The 18,651-nt window shown below is 33.0% G+C and carries 21 protein-coding genes; 9 read left to right on the top strand and 12 right to left on the bottom strand.

Annotated elements, in window-relative coordinates; translation table 11 throughout:
• Positions 1–140: 140 nt before the first annotated feature.
• The 5 genes from AC23L6_RS04830 to AC23L6_RS04810 all read left to right on the top strand — a co-directional run bounded on the left by AC23L6_RS04830 (position 141) and on the right by AC23L6_RS04810 (position 8,245).
• Positions 141–1,343 carry an NAD(P)-dependent oxidoreductase gene (locus tag AC23L6_RS04830; RefSeq protein ID WP_487561159.1) on the top strand — a complete coding sequence of 401 codons (1,203 nt, stop codon included), beginning with the start codon at positions 141–143 and terminating at the stop codon, positions 1,341–1,343.
• Between the two features lie 233 nt (positions 1,344–1,576).
• Complete coding sequence (locus AC23L6_RS04825) at positions 1,577–2,278, top strand: carboxylesterase family protein (protein ID WP_487561160.1); 702 nt, start codon at positions 1,577–1,579, stop codon at positions 2,276–2,278.
• Between the two features lie 12 nt (positions 2,279–2,290).
• Complete coding sequence (gene bglX / locus AC23L6_RS04820; protein ID WP_487561161.1) at positions 2,291–4,582, top strand: beta-glucosidase BglX; 2,292 nt, start codon at positions 2,291–2,293, stop codon at positions 4,580–4,582.
• Between the two features lie 106 nt (positions 4,583–4,688).
• Positions 4,689–6,788 (top strand): glycoside hydrolase family 97 protein, encoded by a 2,100-nt coding sequence (locus tag AC23L6_RS04815; protein ID WP_487561162.1) that lies wholly within the window; start codon positions 4,689–4,691, stop codon positions 6,786–6,788.
• 20 nt (positions 6,789–6,808) lie between these two features.
• Positions 6,809–8,245 (top strand): sugar MFS transporter, encoded by a 1,437-nt coding sequence (locus AC23L6_RS04810; RefSeq protein ID WP_487561164.1) that lies wholly within the window; start codon positions 6,809–6,811, stop codon positions 8,243–8,245.
• Positions 8,246–8,307: 62 nt separating this feature from the next.
• Here the strand turns inward: AC23L6_RS04810 and AC23L6_RS04805 are convergent, their stop codons facing one another.
• The 5 genes from AC23L6_RS04805 to AC23L6_RS04785 all read right to left on the bottom strand — a co-directional run bounded on the left by AC23L6_RS04805 (position 8,308) and on the right by AC23L6_RS04785 (position 11,385).
• A complete protein-coding gene (locus AC23L6_RS04805; RefSeq protein WP_487561165.1) occupies positions 8,308–8,553 on the bottom strand; it encodes a hypothetical protein in 246 nt (81 codons plus the stop codon).
• A 116-nt stretch (positions 8,554–8,669) separates the two neighbouring features.
• Positions 8,670–9,515 (bottom strand): hypothetical protein, encoded by an 846-nt coding sequence (locus AC23L6_RS04800; protein WP_487561166.1) that lies wholly within the window; start codon positions 9,513–9,515, stop codon positions 8,670–8,672.
• A 40-nt stretch (positions 9,516–9,555) separates the two neighbouring features.
• Positions 9,556–10,374, bottom strand: coding sequence for a 3-deoxy-8-phosphooctulonate synthase (gene kdsA, locus AC23L6_RS04795; RefSeq protein ID WP_487561167.1), 819 nt, complete (start codon positions 10,372–10,374; stop codon positions 9,556–9,558).
• Between the two features lie 74 nt (positions 10,375–10,448).
• Positions 10,449–10,898, bottom strand: a complete 450-nt coding sequence (locus AC23L6_RS04790; protein WP_487561168.1) for a 2-dehydro-3-deoxyphosphooctonate aldolase — start codon at positions 10,896–10,898, stop codon at positions 10,449–10,451.
• Between the two features lies 1 nt (position 10,899).
• The gene (locus AC23L6_RS04785; RefSeq protein ID WP_487561169.1) at positions 10,900–11,385 is read right to left on the bottom strand and encodes a DUF4199 domain-containing protein; all 486 of its coding nucleotides are present in this window, start codon (positions 11,383–11,385) and stop codon (positions 10,900–10,902) included.
• A 108-nt stretch (positions 11,386–11,493) separates the two neighbouring features.
• Between AC23L6_RS04785 and AC23L6_RS04780 the strand changes: the two genes are divergently transcribed.
• Both AC23L6_RS04780 and AC23L6_RS04775 read left to right on the top strand, forming a co-directional pair.
• Positions 11,494–12,054, top strand: coding sequence for a YeeE/YedE family protein (locus AC23L6_RS04780; protein WP_487561170.1), 561 nt, complete (start codon positions 11,494–11,496; stop codon positions 12,052–12,054).
• Between the two features lie 3 nt (positions 12,055–12,057).
• Entirely contained in the window at positions 12,058–12,471 is a 414-nt protein-coding gene (locus AC23L6_RS04775) for a DUF6691 family protein (protein WP_487561171.1), read from the top strand.
• Positions 12,472–12,479: 8 nt separating this feature from the next.
• Here AC23L6_RS04775 and AC23L6_RS04770 read toward each other — a convergent pair whose 3' ends face one another.
• The 7 genes from AC23L6_RS04770 to AC23L6_RS04740 all read right to left on the bottom strand — a co-directional run bounded on the left by AC23L6_RS04770 (position 12,480) and on the right by AC23L6_RS04740 (position 17,064).
• On the bottom strand, positions 12,480–12,755 hold the full coding sequence (locus AC23L6_RS04770) for an ATP-dependent Clp protease adaptor ClpS (protein ID WP_487561173.1): 276 nt from the start codon (positions 12,753–12,755) through the stop codon (positions 12,480–12,482).
• A 53-nt stretch (positions 12,756–12,808) separates the two neighbouring features.
• Positions 12,809–13,642, bottom strand: a complete 834-nt coding sequence (gene prmA, locus AC23L6_RS04765; protein ID WP_487561174.1) for a 50S ribosomal protein L11 methyltransferase — start codon at positions 13,640–13,642, stop codon at positions 12,809–12,811.
• Between the two features lie 74 nt (positions 13,643–13,716).
• The gene (gene tpiA / locus AC23L6_RS04760; protein WP_487561175.1) at positions 13,717–14,469 is read right to left on the bottom strand and encodes a triose-phosphate isomerase; all 753 of its coding nucleotides are present in this window, start codon (positions 14,467–14,469) and stop codon (positions 13,717–13,719) included.
• A complete protein-coding gene (locus AC23L6_RS04755) occupies positions 14,469–14,972 on the bottom strand; it encodes a TlpA family protein disulfide reductase (protein WP_487561176.1) in 504 nt (167 codons plus the stop codon). Before AC23L6_RS04755 ends, tpiA begins: the two co-directional genes overlap by 1 nt.
• A 75-nt stretch (positions 14,973–15,047) precedes the next feature.
• Complete coding sequence (locus tag AC23L6_RS04750; protein WP_487561177.1) at positions 15,048–15,335, bottom strand: cytochrome b family protein; 288 nt, start codon at positions 15,333–15,335, stop codon at positions 15,048–15,050.
• 20 nt (positions 15,336–15,355) lie between these two features.
• On the bottom strand, positions 15,356–16,456 hold the full coding sequence (locus AC23L6_RS04745) for a BT_3928 family protein (protein ID WP_487561178.1): 1,101 nt from the start codon (positions 16,454–16,456) through the stop codon (positions 15,356–15,358).
• 59 nt (positions 16,457–16,515) lie between these two features.
• Entirely contained in the window at positions 16,516–17,064 is a 549-nt protein-coding gene (locus AC23L6_RS04740; RefSeq protein ID WP_487561179.1) for a DUF1599 domain-containing protein, read from the bottom strand.
• Between the two features lie 138 nt (positions 17,065–17,202).
• Here AC23L6_RS04740 and folP point away from each other — a divergent pair, with 138 nt between their 5' ends.
• The gene (gene folP, locus AC23L6_RS04735) at positions 17,203–18,033 is read left to right on the top strand and encodes a dihydropteroate synthase (protein ID WP_487561180.1); all 831 of its coding nucleotides are present in this window, start codon (positions 17,203–17,205) and stop codon (positions 18,031–18,033) included.
• A complete protein-coding gene (locus AC23L6_RS04730) occupies positions 18,030–18,650 on the top strand; it encodes a hypothetical protein (RefSeq protein WP_487561182.1) in 621 nt (206 codons plus the stop codon). The genes folP and AC23L6_RS04730 overlap by 4 nt, the downstream gene beginning before the upstream one ends.
• Position 18,651 lies beyond the last annotated feature (1 nt).

The following is an 18,651-nucleotide window of genomic DNA, read 5'->3' as shown; positions in this document are numbered from 1 at the left end:
CCTTAGTATTTATTAACTTTTTATAGCAATTGTTTGATTTTCAGCTCTTAAAAAAAGATATTTTTGAATAAAAAAAGTTTTGAAAACGTTATAGTAAAGATGTACATTTGACGCCGAAATAGAAATAAGCCCTCATAAATATGAAGTTCGGAATTATAAAAGAAAGAAAAAATCCACCCGATAGAAGAGTCGTATTTAGTCCAGAAGAATTAGTTCGATTAAAGAAAGAATATCCAAGTATAGCTATTAAAGTAGAGACCTCTGATGTTCGAATTTTTACAGATAAGGAGTATTCTGATTTAGGCATTGAAGTCACGAATGATGTTTCCGATTGTGATGTTTTATTCGGAATTAAAGAAGTTCCCACCGATGCTTTATTACCCAATAAAAAGTATTTCTTTTTTTCACATACAATTAAAAAGCAAGCTCATAATAGAAAGTTATTACAAGCCATTCTGCAAAAAAATATAGAGTTGTATGACCATGAAACGATAGTAGATGCTAAGAACAATCGTTTAATTGGTTTCGGGAAATATGCAGGTTTAGTTGGAGCGTACAATGGTTTTAGAGCATTTGGAATTAAGTTCGAACTTTTCCATCTCCCAAAAGCAGAAGCCCTTTCAGGAAAAGAAGCATTGATAGCTAAACTCAAAAGACAAATTTTACCCCCTATTAAAATTGTTGTAACAGGATGTGGTAAAGCAGGAATAGGAGTGAAGGAAATTCTGAATGGAATGAAAATCAAACAGGTTTCTGTAGATAATTTCTTGACTAAGATATATGCGGAGCCAGTTTATGTCCAGATTGATGTACTAGATTATAATAAAAGAAAAGACGGTCAGATTTTAGGTAATTCCGATTTTTATAAAAATCCAACAGAATACGTTTCAGATTTTGAACGTTTCACAAAAGTATCAGACATTTACATGGCGGCTCATTTTTATGGAAATAATGCACCAGTTATCCTTTCAAAAGAAATGCTTCAGTCTAAAGATTGTAAAATAAAAATTGTTGCTGATATTTCATGTGATGTTAATGGTCCGCTAGCTTGTACTTTGAGGTCATCTACGATTGCAGAGCCTTTTTATGGATATTTGCCTGTAGAAAATAAAGAAGTTCCATATACTCATCCTGCAGCTATTGTTGTGATGGCTGTCGATAATTTACCTTGTGAATTGCCCAAAGATTCTAGTGAAGGTTTCGGAGAAATGTTCATGCAACATGTGATTCCTGCTTTTTTTAATGGTGATAAAGACGGAATACTTCAAAGAGCCAAAATGACCGAACACGGAAAACTTACCGAACGATTTCAATATCTTCAGGATTTTGTTAGTGAAAACTGAAATTAGTAAAGTGCTTCAATTATTGAAGCATTTTTTGTTTTCTCCAATTGCTATTAAAATTATAAAAATGTGATTATATTTGACTATAAATCTATTGTTTTGAAATATAAATCATTACTTTTTTTATTTTTTTGCTATCTACTTCTACTATTTTTTCACAGGAGTTAGGATTACTAAATTTATGGTTTCATTCAACTCAATACGAATTTTAGTTGTAACAAATTAATGTATTCATGAAAAAAAATGTATTGTTTCTATTCTTATTTTTTGCTCATATATCTTTCTCACAATCTGAGTTGAAAGGAGTATTATCCTCTGAGGTTGTCTTAAAAAAGAAAACAGCATATCTTTTACACATTCCTGAAAATAAAAATGAGAAGAAACCCTTACTAGTTTTTATTCCCGGCGATGGAGAAAAGGGAACTGACACTGAAAAAGTTAAAATTCACGGTCCCTTTAAATACCTTAAAACACACCAATTAGACGCTTATATTTTAGCTCCACAATGCCTAGAAAATGAAAATTGGGATATCGAGAGCATACATCAATTAATTTTAAAAGTTCAAAGAGAATATTCTATAGACGCAAATAGAATTTACCTCACGGGAATAAGCTCAGGTGGATGGGCTACTTGGAATCTTGCCATTTCATATCCTGAATTATTTGCTGCGATTGTGCCTATTTCAGGATTTGTAGATTTAATTCAAATGGATTATATCTGTAAAATTAAAACGATTCCAGTTCAAATTTATCATGGACTGCTCGATGATGTTGTACCAGTCGATTATGCAATTTCTGCTTATAAAGGATTAAAATCTTGTGATGCTAATGTCAAACTAACTATTTTTGACGATTCTGGACATGACAGTTGGTCGAGAGTTTATGATAATCAAGAAATTTATAATTGGATGTTTCAACAAACTAAAAACCCATAATTTAAAATGAGAATGAAATACATACTTCCCTTGCTATTATTTAGCTTATTTTCAGGCTACTCTCAAAAGTCAAAAGCAACTAAAACAATTGCACCTAAAGATATTTTCGTCACTAATTTAATGGCTCAGATGACTTTGGAAGAAAAACTAGGTCAGCTAAATTTACCAACATCTGGAGATATTACTACTGGTCAAGCCAATAGTTCTAACGTTGCTAAAAACATTGAGCAAGGAAAAGTAGGTGGTTTGTTCAATATAAAATCAGTTCAAAAGATTAAAGAAGTACAAAAAATAGCTGTTGAAAAAAGCCGTCTTAAAATACCATTACTTTTTGGTATGGACGTTATTCATGGATACGAAACTACATTTCCAATTCCTCTAGCATTATCCTGTACTTGGGATATGAATTTAATAAAAAGAAGTGCTCAAATTGCCGCTCAAGAGGCCAGTGCCGATGGTATTAATTGGACATTTTCTCCTATGGTAGACATTTCTCGAGACCCGCGTTGGGGAAGAGTTTCTGAAGGCTCAGGTGAAGATACTTACCTTGGAAGTCAAATAGCAAAAGCGATGGTTACGGGTTATCAAGGCGATGATTTGTCAAAAAACAATACCATTTTATCCTGCGTAAAACACTTTGCACTTTATGGAGCGCCAGAAGCGGGACGGGAGTACAACACGGTGGATATGAGCAGAATTAGAATGTATAATGAATATTTTCCACCCTACAAAGCGGCTATTGATGCTGGAGTTGGTTCGGTAATGGCATCTTTTAATGAAGTGGACGGAATTCCTGCTACTGCCAATAAATGGTTAATGACCGATGTTTTGAGAAAACAATGGGGATTCAAAGGATTTGTTGTCACCGATTATACTGCGATTATGGAAATGGAATATCACGGTATTGGAGATTTGCAAACGGTTTCTGCTTTGGCTCTAAATGCAGGTGTAGAAATGGATATGGTGAGTGAAGGTTTTTTGAAAACCATAAAAAAATCATTAGATGAGGGTAAAATTTCCATAGATGTTGTTGACAACGCTGTTCGTTTAATTTTAAATGCTAAATATGATTTAGGACTATTTCAAGATCCTTACAAATATTGTGATACAAACCGAGCTAAAACCGAAATTTTCACCAGTTCCAATAGGAGTGAAGCCCGAAAAATTGCAGCACAATCTTTAGTTTTACTAAAAAATGACAATCAAGTTCTACCTTTAAAAAAATCTGGAACGATTGCTGTCATTGGTCCATTGGCTGACGCCAAAGAAAATATGGCAGGAACTTGGAGTGTTGCTACAAAACAAGAAAACTCAATGTCACTACTTGCTGGAATTAAATCTGTTGTTGGAACTTCTGCCAAAGTACTTTATGCTAAAGGAAGTAATCTTGATTATGATGCTACATTAGAAGAAAAAGGAACAATGTTCGGAAAAACGTTGCACCGTGACAATAGAACCAAAGAAGAATTACTTGCTGAAGCATTAAAAATCGCTAATCAATCAGACGTAATTCTTGCCTCACTTGGAGAATCTGCCGAATTGAGTGGAGAATGTAGCAGTAGGACTACCATCGAAATTCCACAAGCCCAGAAAGATTTGTTACAAGAATTACTTAAAACGGGAAAACCAGTTGTCTTGGTTTTATTTAACGGAAGACCTTTGGTTTTAAAACAAGAAAAAGAAACTGTTCCAGCAATCTTAGATGTTTGGTTTGCAGGTAGCGAAGCTGGATATGCCATCGCTGACGTATTATTCGGAGACGAAAATCCATCTGGAAAACTGACAACTACTTTTCCGAGAAGCCTTGGTCAAGTGCCTATTTATTATGCTTCTAAAAATACAGGAAGACCTTTAGGTAATAATGATGGCAAATTTGAAAAATTCAAATCCAATTACATCGATGAACGAAATGAACCTTTATTTCCTTTTGGATATGGTTTGAGCTACACCAATTTTGAATACAGTAATATGAAAATCTCTGCTTCTAAAATTAATTCCAATGAAACACTAAAAGTATCTGTAGATGTTAGTAACACTGGCAATTATGATGGAAAAGAAGTAGTACAATTATATATAAGAGACGTGGTAGGCTCAGTAACAAGACCTATCAAAGAATTAAAAGGTTTTCAAAAAGTAGCAATTAAAAAAGGTGAAAAGCAAACAATAACTTTTGAAATAACACAAGAAGATTTAAAGTTTTATAATTCTGATTTGCAATTTGTTGCAGAACCGGGAGAGTTTGAGGTTTTTATCGGAGGAAATTCGGATACACAATTAAAAGAAAAATTCCTGTTAATAAATTAATTTTTTTGGTTTTTTTGTTTGTAAACCCTTCATGTTTTTTATTGAAGGGTTTTTTAAAATCGAATTTATTTTAGTTACATTTATACTTTATAAAAAACAAAACAACATGAAATTTATTTATTCTTTTTTTCTCTTTTTTGCATTTAGTACCATCCACTCTCAAAGTGTGCAATCTCCATCCAAAGCGATAACTTTAAACTTTAAACTTGGAGAAAATGGCAAGCCCAATTATTCGGTAACCTATAAAAATAAACCTGTAATTCTAGAAAGTTTTTTGGGTTTAAAATTAAAAGGAGGAATTGATTTAACTTCTAATTTTAAAGTAGAAGATTCAAAAACAAGTACTTTTAATGAAACATGGCATCCTGTTTTAGGAGAACAAGCCAATATTGTTAATAATTACAACGAGTTAACCATTGCGTTATCTCAAACAAAAGCTAATATTAAACTGAATATTATTTTCAGAGTTTTTAATGATGGTGTTGCATTTAGATATGATTTTCCGAAACAACAAAACTTAAATTATTTTATTATTTCGGATGAAGTATCTGAATTTAATTTAGCCGGAAATCACAAAGTTTTTTGGATTCCAGGAGATTATGACAGTCAAGAATATCCATACATGGAAACCAAAATTTCCGAAATTAACACTGATGCTGTTAACTTAAACAATGGAATCGGTTTAAAAACTATTTTCAGTAAATATACTGTACAGTCACCTTTGATGATGAAATCGCAGGAAGGACTGTATATCAATATTTTTGAGGCAGCTGTAGTCAATTACCCTATAATGCACTTGGATGTAGTTCCTAATCAAAACAAATTCAAATCGCATCTCGTTCCCAATGCTATAGGAGATAAAGCCTACCTGCAAGCTGCTTGTGTTTCGCCTTGGAGAACCATTATGATAAGTGATGATGCTCGAGATATTGTAAGCTCTAAAATGATTTTGAATCTTAATGAACCTTCAAAAATTGATGATACGTCATGGATTAAGCCAATGAAATACGTTGGTGTTTGGTGGGAAATGCATGTAGGCAAATCAACTTGGGATTATGCGGGTTCTCAAAATGCACAGAATGCTTTAGTAAAAGATTTGAAGCCTACAGGAAAACACGGAGCCACTACTGAAAATACCAAACGATATATTGATTTTGCTGCTAAACACGGCTTTGATGGTGTATTGGTAGAGGGGTGGAATGTAGGTTGGGAAGATTGGTTTGGCAACTGGAAAGAAGATGTATTCGATTTTGTAACTCCCTATCCAGATTTTAATATTGCTGAAGTTACTGCTTATGCCAAGTCAAAAGGAGTTAAGATGATTATGCATAGTGAAACCTCTGGTTCTGTTGGTAATTTTGAAAGGCATTTAGACCGCTCTTTTGAAAACATGATAAAATATGATTATCCAGCGGTTAAAACAGGCTATGTGGGAAGAATCATTCCTCGAGGTGAATTCCATGATGGACAAACCATGGTCAATCATTTTAATTTTGTGGCACGAAGAGCAGCCGATTATAAACTAATGGTCAATTCACATGAAAGTTCAAGACCAACAGGTTACAGCAGGACGTATCCTAACTATATAGCTGCCGAAGCTGCACGTGGAACTGAATTTAACGCATGGAGTAATGGAAATCCACCTATGCATGAAACGATTTTACCTTTTACACGATTGTTAGGAGGTCCAATGGACTACACTCCAGGAATTTTTGAAATCAAAATGAGTCATTATGATACTTCAAAAAAGGAGCAAGTATATACTACTTTAGCAAAACAATTGGCACTTTATGTAACCATGTATTCTCCTTTGCAAATGGCTGCCGATTTGCCTGAAAACTATGAAAGATATCCAGATGCTTTTCAGTTTATAAAAGATGTTGCTGTTGATTGGGATGAGAGTAAATATCTTGAAGCAGAACCTGGTGATTATCTAACTATTGCAAGAAAAGCTAAAGGAAAAGAAAGTTGGTTTTTAGGAGCAATTACTGATGAAAAACCAAGAAAAACAGAAATAAAATTAGATTTCTTAACTCCCAATAAAAAATACAAAGCGATTATTTATCAAGATGGAAAAACGGCAGATTGGCAAAAGAATCCAATTAGTTATGAAATTAAAACGATGAAAGTTACCTCAAAAACAAAAATTAAATTACATTTAGCTGGTGGAGGTGGAACTGCCATTTCATTTGAACCTATTAATTAATTAAAAAACGACCCTAATTTATGAGCTCTGAAAATTTAAAAACCAATTGGGCACATTTTATTCCTCTAGCCTCAGTTTTCTTCTTTTGGGGATTTGTAGCAGCCAGTAATGATATTTTAATTCCAGTTTTCAAAAAAGCTTTTGACCTTTCTCAGGTTGAGAGCCAGTTGGTTTCTCTAGCATTTTACATTGCTTATACGGTTGGATCATTAATCTATTTATTAATTTCATATCTAACCAAAGGCGATTTGATAAATAGAATTGGTTATAAAAATTCTTTGGCTTTAGGGCTTAGCATTTCGGCTTTAGGAACATTGTTATTCTATCCTGCGGCGAATTTAGGCTCATTTCCTTTGATGTTATCAGGTTTATTTATTGTAGCTCTTGGGTTTTCATTACAGCAAACAGTAGCCAATCCCTTAGCAATTGCATTAGGACCAATTGCAACTGGTTCACAGCGATTGACATTAGCTGGTGGAATCAATAATCTTGGTACTACAATAGGTCCTTTAATTGTAAGTTTTGCCATTTTTGGTTCAGCATCTTCTGGAAACACTGATATGAGTATCGAGAGTGTAAAGATTCCTTACTTAGTTTTGGGCGTAGCTTTTTTGGCAGTAGCCATTCTTTTAAAAACATCTTCTTTGCCTGATAAGCCCAAAACGGTTGTTGAATCTGTGGATGATACCAATGCTTCAAGAAGATCTGCGCTGAAATATCCTCAATTGGTTTTAGGAATGATAGCCATATTTGTTTATGTAGGTGTAGAAGTTTCTACTGCGAGTAATTTGCCTGCCTATATGGAAAAAAATCTTGGTTTTTTAACCAAAGACATTGCACCATTCATCTCGTTATATTGGGCAAGTTTAATGATTGGACGTTGGACAGGTGCTGTTGAGGCATTTACCGACAATATGAATACACAAAAACTGTTGCGATTCATCGCTCCTTATCTGGCATTTGGAGTTTTCTTGGCGGTAAATAAGTTTATGGAACATGACTTGACTCCTTTCTATGTGTATGCCTTAATTATCCTAGTATTAATTTTTGCCGATATGGCAAGCAAAGGAAATCCAGCTAGAATGTTATTGATATTTTCTGGTTTGGGTATTTTAGCATTATTGATTGGAATGGTAACAGACGGTATGATTAGTGTGTATGCTTTTACTAGCGTTGGTTTATTCTGTAGTACACTTTGGCCATGTATATTTACATTGGCAGTAAGCGGATTAGGAAAACATACTAGTCAGGGTAGTAGTTTCTTGATAATGATGATTATGGGTGGCGGATTTATTAGTTTATTGCAAGGCTATGTTGCCGATTTAACGACCATTCATTCTAGTTATATAGTTGGAGTTGTTTGCTTTGCTTATTTAGCATTCTATGCGTGGAAGGTAAGCGGAATATTAAAAAATCAAGGAATCAATTTTGACCAAAAAATAAGTGGAGGGCATTAAAAAATAGTTGACCATTAGTGTTAAAAAAATAGGCTGTCTTGAATTTTAAGACAGCCTATTTTTTATTTATTTTGTTTGAAACGTTTATCTGGTGTACCATCCTTTTTAAGAGGAACTTGTGGCTTTTTGTTTTCCTTGAAACGCTTATCAGGAGTTCCATCTTTTTTTAAAGGGACTTTCGATTCTGCTTTTTTTACCTCTTTTACGGCTTTTTCAGTTTTTTTAACTGCTTTTGTAGTTCCATTTTGTGCAGAAGAGGTCAAGCTAAACCCCAAAACAGCAAGTAGCATTACAATTAATTTTTTCATATTCAATTATTTTTAAGTTGAATAGCTAATTTACAAAATGCCTTTGAATTTTATAAGCTCGAAAAAGATAAATATATCTTAAAATAAACAGAGAAAATGAAAAATGGATAAACTTATTACAGTCTAAAAATACCACCTAATTGTACAATTCTCTGAAAGAAAAAGAAGTCTTGCGACGCTTTATCAGAAGGATTTTTAGTAGTTCGAATATCCTGCATGTTAATGTAACCCGTTTTTAATTCTGTTTGCAAATAAAAATGCTTGAAGAAAGTAATATTCAAACCTGCCTTTATCGCTGTACCAAAACCAGAAACATGAAAATCATCGTGTCTATCTTTACCTAATAATTTAGCATTCGTTTTTGGATACAAAATTCCTCCGCTAATCCCTTCCGTAACATTAATTTGTATTTTATCGGTGTTGTTCATTTTAAATAGTGAAGAGATATCGTCATATCTTGAAAACTCCACATTCACAAAGTTCAAACCATCGGTATGTTCGAAAGTAAGAAAATCTTCGGTTAAAAGAATTTTGTCGTCTGGTAAAACCTCCCCATACGAACCGGGATTCGGATAATATCCATCGATAGCAACTTCTCTATCTTGATACATAACATACTTCATGTGGTCTAAGGCTAGTGCAATGCTATAATGGTTATTTATAAAATACCCTATTCTAAAATTGGTTTGAGGAATAGTCATTCTACTAGGATTGATATAGTCAATGTGATATCCTTTTGGTTTGTCATGTGCTACAACATCATATAATGTAAAATGATAATCATCGCCTCTAAAAGTTATATCCGATTCTGAAAAACTTTCTCTGTTTCCTCCCCAAGAAACAAAAAATTTACCTTTGTTATTCGCTGTATATCTGTTAGTTAATTTGTTTTCTTCTTGTGCAAATGTTTGATAGGAAATACCCGCTAATAGTAGCAAAGTATATAAATATTGAAATTTCATGGAATAAATTCTATAGATTACTAAAGTTTAGAGTAATTTGTTAAAATTGATTTATAGTTTTTCTAATGGCAACCAGCTTAGTCATTAAGCCTTCAAAAAGATTCAAATGCAACATATTTGCTCCATCGCTTTTTGCATTTGCAGGATCAAAATGAGTTTCGATAAAAATCCCATCAACTCCTACTGCAATTCCAGCTTTAGCCACAGTTTCAATCATATCAGGTCTACCTCCAGTAACTCCAGCTGTTTGATTGGGTTGTTGTAAAGAGTGCGTTACATCCAAAACGGTCGTTGCAAATTGTTGCATAGTAGGAATACCACGAAAATCAACAATCATATCTTGATAACCAAACATGGTTCCTCTATCGGTAACCATTACATTTTGATTGTTGCAATCCAATACTTTTTGAACGGCATGTTTCATGCTCTCTGGACTCATGAATTGTCCTTTTTTCAGGTTTACCACCTTTCCAGTAGTTGCAGCAGCAACTACCAAATCTGTTTGGCGAACTAAAAATGCAGGAATTTGTAATACATCTACATACTGAGCAGCCATAGCAGCATCTTCGTTGGTATGAATGTCGGTAACCGTTGGTATGTGAAAGGTTTCTGAAACTTTTCTGAGAATTTTTAGTGCTTTTTCATCTCCAATTCCAGAAAAACTGTCAATTCTGGAGCGATTCGCCTTTTTGAAAGAGCCTTTGAAAACGTAAGGAATTTGTAATTTATCTGTAATACCTACTAGTTTTTCAGCAATTCGCATCGCCATTTCTTCGCCTTCAATGGCACAAGGTCCAGCAAGTAAAAAAAAGTTATCACTATCGGTATGCTTTATTTGAGGAATATGTTGAATGTTCATGATTTTTATTTGATGTGGCAAAGATAATTAGGAATTGCCAAATTTGAATTACAAAAGGGTGTTAATATTTGTATCTATTTTTTTAAAGTCAAGCCAACGGGAACCATTAGAACCCCTTTTTCATAAATATTCAAATACAGTTTTACTGGTGTAGTTTGACCTTCCCAAGTCAATTCATAAACATCTAGGAAACCTGCACCCATTTCACTTCTTTTAGTTGGAAATGGACAACAGGATTCTATTTTTTTATAGGTAATTTTTTCTCCATTTGGTCCCGCCAAAGCATTCAAAAAACGTTGTTGATTGAGTACATCATCTTTACTGCTTTTATAGAAAATATTGATTGGATAATCTTCATCATAGCCGTATTTATTATCTGTGCTGTAATGTGTTATTGCAAATGTATTATCAGGAGTTAATCGTAGATTAGGAGCGTTATCATCTACATTTTTCAATGTCGATTTCGTACTTACGCATGAACTTATTATACATGTTAGTACTAATAGTATTAAATAGTTTTTCATTTTAAGGTATTTTTTTAGTTTTTAAAAATAACGAAACTACTGCGGATGTTATGGTGCCCATTGATAATGCACCAAAAATGCTCTGAAGAATATAACTTTTTAGATTGAAGTAATTTTCAGCTTGAATAAGAGTTTGTATTTTATGTTCTACGACATATTGAATGATATTCGTAAAAAAATGAGGCGTGATGTATGTAAAAGTAATAAATTGAACCAAAGGACTTAAAATACTTATTACTACAGAAAGTATTACGCCCGAAAGAAAACCTTGTTGCCAGCTCATTTCGCCATTGAAAGTGAAGTATTTTTTTTCTCGCAAGGCCAAAGTAAATAATACAATAGCCACTATGCCAAATAAATTCGTGTAAATAGCATGCTTACTGATGTAAACGTCATGCAAACCAACAGAATTTTCTATTATCATCCAGACCAATGTGGCTATACTAAAAAGAATTCCCCATTTAATCTCAATTGCAAATTTTTTCATTGGTATTGTTTTTTCAATTCGTATTCAAAAGTAATAGTTTATTTATTACTAGACTATTTAGCGTAAAAAATCATTCAATTTCTTATTTTTACCAAAAATAAAAATGATATGAATTCAATTTTGTCCCATACTTGGCCATGGTATATATCTGGTTTTTTAATTGCAATAATCATGCTAATCTTGAATTATTTTGGGAAAGTATTTGGAATGTCATCCAATTTAAAGACACTTTGTACTATCGCTGGTGCCGATAGGTTTGCAGATTTTTTTAAATTTGATTGGAAATCCCAACGATGGAATTTAGCGGTTATTTTTGGTGCTATGCTAGGGGGTTATGTTGCTGTACATTACTTGAGTGATCCATCTAATGTTGCTATCAATACCAAAACGATTGAACAATTAACTGTATTAGGAATTGATGCTCCAAATGGAAAATTAGTACCGAATACGCTTTTTGGTACTGAAGTTTGGCAATCACCAAAAATGATTTTTATTCTTATAATTGGAGGAATTTTAATTGGCTTTGGTTCTCGTTACGCTTCTGGTTGTACTTCTGGTCATGCCATTGCTGGATTGAGTAATTTACAGATTCAGTCTTTAAAGGCGGTGATTGGATTTTTTATTGGTGGGTTACTAATGTCACATTTTATTTTACCTCTAATTTTCTAAAAGATGAAGTTTTTAAAATATATAATCGTTGGTTTTGTTTTTGGAATTGTGTTAACCAAATCGGAGGCAGTTTCCTGGTATCGTATTTATGAAATGTTTCAGTTTCAATCGTTTCACATGTATGGTATTATTATGGTTGCTGTTGCGACTGGAATAGTAGGATTACAGATAATTAAGAAATTGCAATTGAAAAATATAAAAGGAGATGCATTCCTTGTTCCTGACAAGGAGGAAGGCTCTATGCGCTATTGGATAGGAGGATTGCTTTTTGGATTGGGTTGGGGACTAGTTGGCTCTTGTCCAGGTCCAATTTTCATATTGATTGGAGCAGGATTTCTACCCGTTATTTTAGTTCTTGTAGGAGCGTTGTTAGGAACGTTTATCTACGGACTAATCAAAGACAAATTACCTCATTAAAATAGATTTTACACTATTTCCGCACTCAATCCAGCTTCTAACAATTGGGTACATTGAGGTTTTAATTCTTCAAAAGAGCCAGTTTTTACTGTACATTTTCCTTTATAATGTACTAAGATGGCGCATTGTTCAGCCTGCTCTGAGGTGTGATTACAAACAGCAATTAAGGTATCAATAACATGGTCAAAAGTATTTACATCATCATTATACAAAATGATTTCGTTGTTGATGTCAATGGCTTCACGTAGGGAAGTTTTTTCTTTTGTTTTTTCAATAGTTGCCATTATCGTTACTTTTTTAAAATTTAGTTTTAGTTTTTAAACAGTAATATAATAGGCTAATTTACGTATTTTAAAGAAACCCAATTGTTTCTTTCTAGTTTTTTAACATACGTTAATCCTTTTTCTACGCAGGATGCATCGATAAATGGAATGTCTTCTTGATAGAAACCACTGAATAGTATTGTCCCATTTGGGTTCAAACAATCTACATAACTTTGCATATCATTCAACAAAATATTCCTGTTGATATTGGCAATAATCAAATCGTATTTTTTGTCTTTTAATAAAGCAGCATCACCCTCATAAACCGTGATATTTTTACAATTATTGCGTTCAGCATTTTCTATCGAATTCAAATAGCACCAATTATCAATATCAATGGCATCTATAGGTTTAGCTCCCTTCATTTCTGCAAGAATTGCCAAAATAGCGGTACCACAACCCATATCCAAAGTCTTCATTCCTACAACATCCATTTCAAGCAAGTGTTGAATCATCATGTGTGTAGTTTCATGGTGACCCGTTCCGAAACTCATTTTAGGTTCAATTACAATGTCAAATTGAGCATCAGTTTTGGGATGAAATGGAGCGCGAACATGACAAATTCCGTCAACATCGATGGCTTCAAAATTTTTCTCCCATTCTTCATTCCAATTTACTTGTTCTATTTCTTCTACGGTATAAGAAATAACAAACTCAGGAGAATGTAAAATTTGAAGGTCTTCAAGGATATTTTCATTCCATAGTTGTTTCTGAATGTAGGCAGTTACACCAAATTCACTTTCAACAAAACTTTCAAAAGGTAATTCTCCAAGTTCAGCAACTAGAATTTCTGAACCCAATTCTCTGGGTTCAACAGTAAAATGATATCCTAAATAAACGTTTGACATGTCAATTTTTTGTATTCCATTAAAAAAGAGATTTGAATATTTATTCAAATCTCTTTTTACTATTGATTTATTAATTAAATAGCGTTTACAATCGCAGCAAAATCCTCAGCTTTCAATGCCGCACCACCAATAAGTCCACCGTCAACATCTGGTTTTCCAAATATTTCTTTTGCATTATCAGGTTTTACACTTCCACCGTATAATATGGTAAGGTCTTCAGCAACATCACTACCAAAGGATTTACGAACAGTTTCTCTAATAAATTCATGCATTTCTTGAGCTTGTTCAGGGCTTGCTGTTTCACCAGTTCCAATGGCCCAAACAGGCTCATAGGCCAAAACAATATTTTCCCAAGATGATTTTTGAATGTGGAATAATCCGTCTCTCAATTGATTTTCAACTACATTAAAATGTTGTTTGTTTTGACGGTCTTTTAATTCTTCTCCAAAACAAAAAATAACTCTCATATCGTGTTTTAGAGCAGTATCGACTTTTAAAGCAATAATTGAATCTGTCTCATGAAAAATAGAACGACGCTCAGAATGACCAAGAATTACGGTGTTAACTCCAATGCTTTTTAGCATACTAGCAGATATTTCTCCAGTGTAAGCACCGCTTTCTGCTTGATGCATATTTTGTGCCGCTACTTGAATATTAGTAAATTCTAAATGTCCAACTGCCGAAGATAGGTTTACAAATGTTGGAGCTACAATAATTTCAGCTTCTATATCATTTGGTAATTTATCAATCAAGTCGTTTAATAAATCTTCTGTTTCTTCAGCATTTTTATGCATTTTCCAGTTTCCTGCAACAATTTTTGATCTCATTAGTTAAGTGATTTTAAGGTTGTGTTTATTTTTTCGAAATCGGTCTCAATAGCTCGATAAATAACAATTTTTCCAGTTTTGTCAATAATAATATATCGAGGTATCCAATCTAAATCTAAGGCTTTTCCAAATGAGTCTTTCATTCCTCCATTAACCCAATAATGATTGCCTTTTAGTTGGTGTCTTTCAATTCCAGCTTTCCATTTGTCAATTGTTCTGTCCATCGAAAGAAATAGGTAGATTGCATCTGGATTATTCGCTTGTAGTTCTTTCATCTGAGGCATTGCTTTAACACAATCGCCACACCAAGAAGCCCAAACTTCCAACACAATGGTTTTTCCTTTAAATTGATTTAAAACGTCTTGAAATGTGACTGAATTTCCATCAAGCGAGATTATTTTTTGGTCTAATGCTTCTTTTTTGAAATCTGTTTTTTGAGCATTAGAGCACGACAGCGAGCTAATAACAACAATAAAAAGGCAAATTATTCTTTTGAGACTCATTTTCTGGAATTGAAATGCAAATTTACATTTATAAATTCTTATTCTAAAACGAATTGATTGTAAATTTCATTTAAGCTATTTAGGAGTATCCATATTTTTTTTGATGTCTTCCAAAAATACTTGTTTGGTTCTTTTTCTTTTTTTTGGAAAAAATTGTTTTTTAGTGATATATCCAAAAACCAGCGATGAAACTGCCATTAAAATGCAGCCAAAAATAATATGGAAGGTGTTTCCTAAAAATGGTTTTTCCATTCTTGATATATGATTGAGAATATAATACCCTAACCCAAAAACAACGACGCAAATAGCCATTATTTTTAGATTTCTGCTTCTTTTTTCTCTTCTAGTTTTAGAACTACTCATATACTAATAATTGATTATAACTATAAATCTAAAGCGTCACTGTCATTGTAGTGTACTTTTTGTTTTATGGTTCCATTCTCAAGAACTACAATGCTTGGATTAGCTCTTTCTATGGTTTTTAATGTCGTTCCATCACAGAAATAGAAGTCAAAAGTATAACCGTACTTTTTGCTAATATTCTTGATGTCATCAGGAATAGAGGCAGTCATACCTATTACTTTATATCCTTTAGATTGTGCTTTTTTATTGAGTGCTTCCAATTTTTGCATGCCTTTTTCGTCAGATTTCATCAAGTCATACGCAACAAATACCAATAGTTTGGGTTCTTTTAGCAATTCATCTTTATAATCGGAACCGTCTTTTTCCATGGTAAAATCATGAATAGGAGGAACATAACCTTCACTGATGACATTATCTTTTCTATCTACAAATGTTGCTCCTTCTGGAATTGACATCAAGTCTTTTTCTTTAAACTCTTTGTTTACACCATTTACATTATAAATAAAAATCATTTCTACAACACTCTTTGGAGCATCATCAGGAATTTTCATGGCATCAGGTATGTTTGTTCCCACTTTGTAAGCTCTAAAATCTTTCAGAGGCAGATGATTCAAAACCCAATATCCCATAAATGAACACAATAATGTGCTCAATACAACCAGTCTCGAAGTAAGTTTTGTACTAAAAAGAGGTTGAATAGCGTTTTTGTAAGCAAATAAAATCAAGATAAAAACCAGCAGAATAACATCTTTCGTAAAGGATTGCCATGGAGTTAACTTCAATGCATCACCAAAACAACCACAGTCTGTAACCTTATTGAAATAGGCAGAGTAGAAGGTAAGGAATGTAAAAAATACAATCATTAACAATAGGCTCCAAATAGTGAATTTAGATTTGAAACCTACAAGTAACATGAATCCTAAAACAGTTTCAAATATGACAATAAAAATAGCAATAGCTAAGGAAAACGGAATAAAAAATGGCAATTTCAAAACGGTTTCTCCAAAATATTCAGCAAGTTTATAGGAAAAACCAACAGGGTCGTTTAGTTTAATTAAACCTGAAATAATAAAGAGTATTCCAACAAAAATTCTTGAAAATTGAACAATCAAATTTTTCATGCTTGTCTAGTTATAAAACGTAAATATAAATAAGATTATTTAAAAAAAATAGCTGTAAATTATTTATTTGATGAAAAACCCATCAAAATAAGTGCAAAAACAGAATAATTAATCATGTCTTGATAGTTGGCATCAATACCTTCAGAGACTATTGTTTTTCCTTTATTGTTCTCTATCTGTTTGACACGTAGCAACTTCTGTAAAATCAAATCCGTTAGAGAGCTCACGCGCATGTCACGCCAAGCTTCTCCATAATCGTGATTTTTAGCTTCCATCAACTCTTTGGTAATTTTGATTTTTTCATCGTAAAGTGCAGTAGCCTTAGATACGTCCAAATCAGGTTGGTCAACAACACCCAGTTCAAGTTGTATTAAAGCCATAATTGAATAATTGATGATTCCAATAAACTCACCAGTTTCATCTTCATCAACTTTCCGAATAGCGTTTTCTTGTAAACTTCTGATTCTTTGTGCTTTTAAAAAAATTTGATCGGTCAGAGAAGGCAGTCTCAAAATGCGCCAAGCACTTCCGTAATCCGACATTTTATTGATAAAAAGTTTGCGACAAATTGCAATTACCGCATCATATTCTTGTGAAGTATTCTTCATTATTGATGTATATTTGTATTCAAATTTTTTTGTTTCGCACGATTTAACCTTCAGGCTTCGGGTCAAAAATAGTACATTTTTTTGAATAGAGAATAGGAGAGTACAAAACACTAAAAATCAAATTTTAAAATTCAGTCAATGACCATAAATTGCAGAGGAAACCTTATCGATTTAGCTACGCCAAAAATAATGGGGATTTTAAATGTTACTCCCAATTCTTTTTATGATGGAGGGAAGTACAGTAACGAAACAGAAATCCTCTACCAAGTAGAAGTCATGCTAGATGAAGGTGCTACATTCATTGATATTGGAGCCTATTCAAGCAAATCCAATGCTGAATTTGTTTCAGAACAAGAAGAATTGCAAAGAATTGTACCTGTTGTCAATCTAATACTAAAACATTTTCCAGAAACAATACTTTCTATTGATACTTTCAGAAGCGAAGTGGCAAAAGTGTGTATTGAAAATGGAGCTGCGCTAATCAATGATATCTCAGCCGGGGGCTTGGATGAAAGAATGATGGAAATCGTTTCTCAGTATCAACTGCCTTATGTCATGATGCACATGCGAGGCAATCCGCAAACGATGCAAAGTCTAACCCAATACGATAATATTGTCAAAGAAATACTTTTGTATTTTTCTAAAAAAATAGCCCAAGCAAGAAGTTTTGGAATTAATGATTTGATACTAGACCCAGGTTTTGGTTTTGCAAAAACGACAGACCAAAATTATGAAGTACTGCAAAAATTAGAGTTATTTCAAATGTTAGAATTGCCAATTCTGGCTGGAATATCTCGAAAATCAATGATTTATAAAGTATTGAATACCAATTCACAAGAAGCTTTAAACGGAACTACTTTTTTAAATACGATTGCGTTGACCAAAGGCGCAGGAATTCTTAGAGTGCATGATGTGAAAGAAGCTATGGAATGTGTTACGTTATTCAATAAACTAAATTCAAAGGAATGAAATATCTAAGCATTTCCGTTTTATTAGTAGTATTTTCATGCGCAAATAAAGAAACCGTTGCATTACCAAAATCAGATACAACTGTTGTCAAAAATGTTGAGGATCACTCGCCAATTTATATTTTTTTTAAAGTTAACGGAAAAGACACCCTTGCTGATGTAAATAGAAAAAACAGTATCATTTCCACCAATTGGATTTTTACTATTGACAAACGTTTACCACTTCGGTTGGTAATTCCTGAGGTAATCAAATTGCAAGAAAAGAAGCGCAACGAAAAAGCACACCAAAATGAGGCGGCCCAAAATTATTATTCCTATGCCGATAGTGTTGGTAAGAACCTAGCTTTTTTACCTTTCACAAAAGTGTTTTACAAAATGGAGAAACCAAAAAGAACTGAAGTTATTTTCTTTGATAAAAACAATCAAATTTGGGTCAATAACTTGATGATAAAGAAAGATAAATTGAAAAATTTTCTAGAGGAACTCGCAAATAAAAATACAACAAACTATAGTTTTAGTTTTTCTGCGGATTTAAGTTATGAGTGTTACGTTCAAGATAAAATTTTCCTTCTCAATTCAGACATTAAAAGTCAAGTGTACGAAGAATACATGTATTGAA

The sequence above is a fragment of the Flavobacterium sp. R1_16 genome (assembly GCF_057652095.1).
This window is presented reverse-complemented; position numbering and strand designations above follow the sequence as displayed.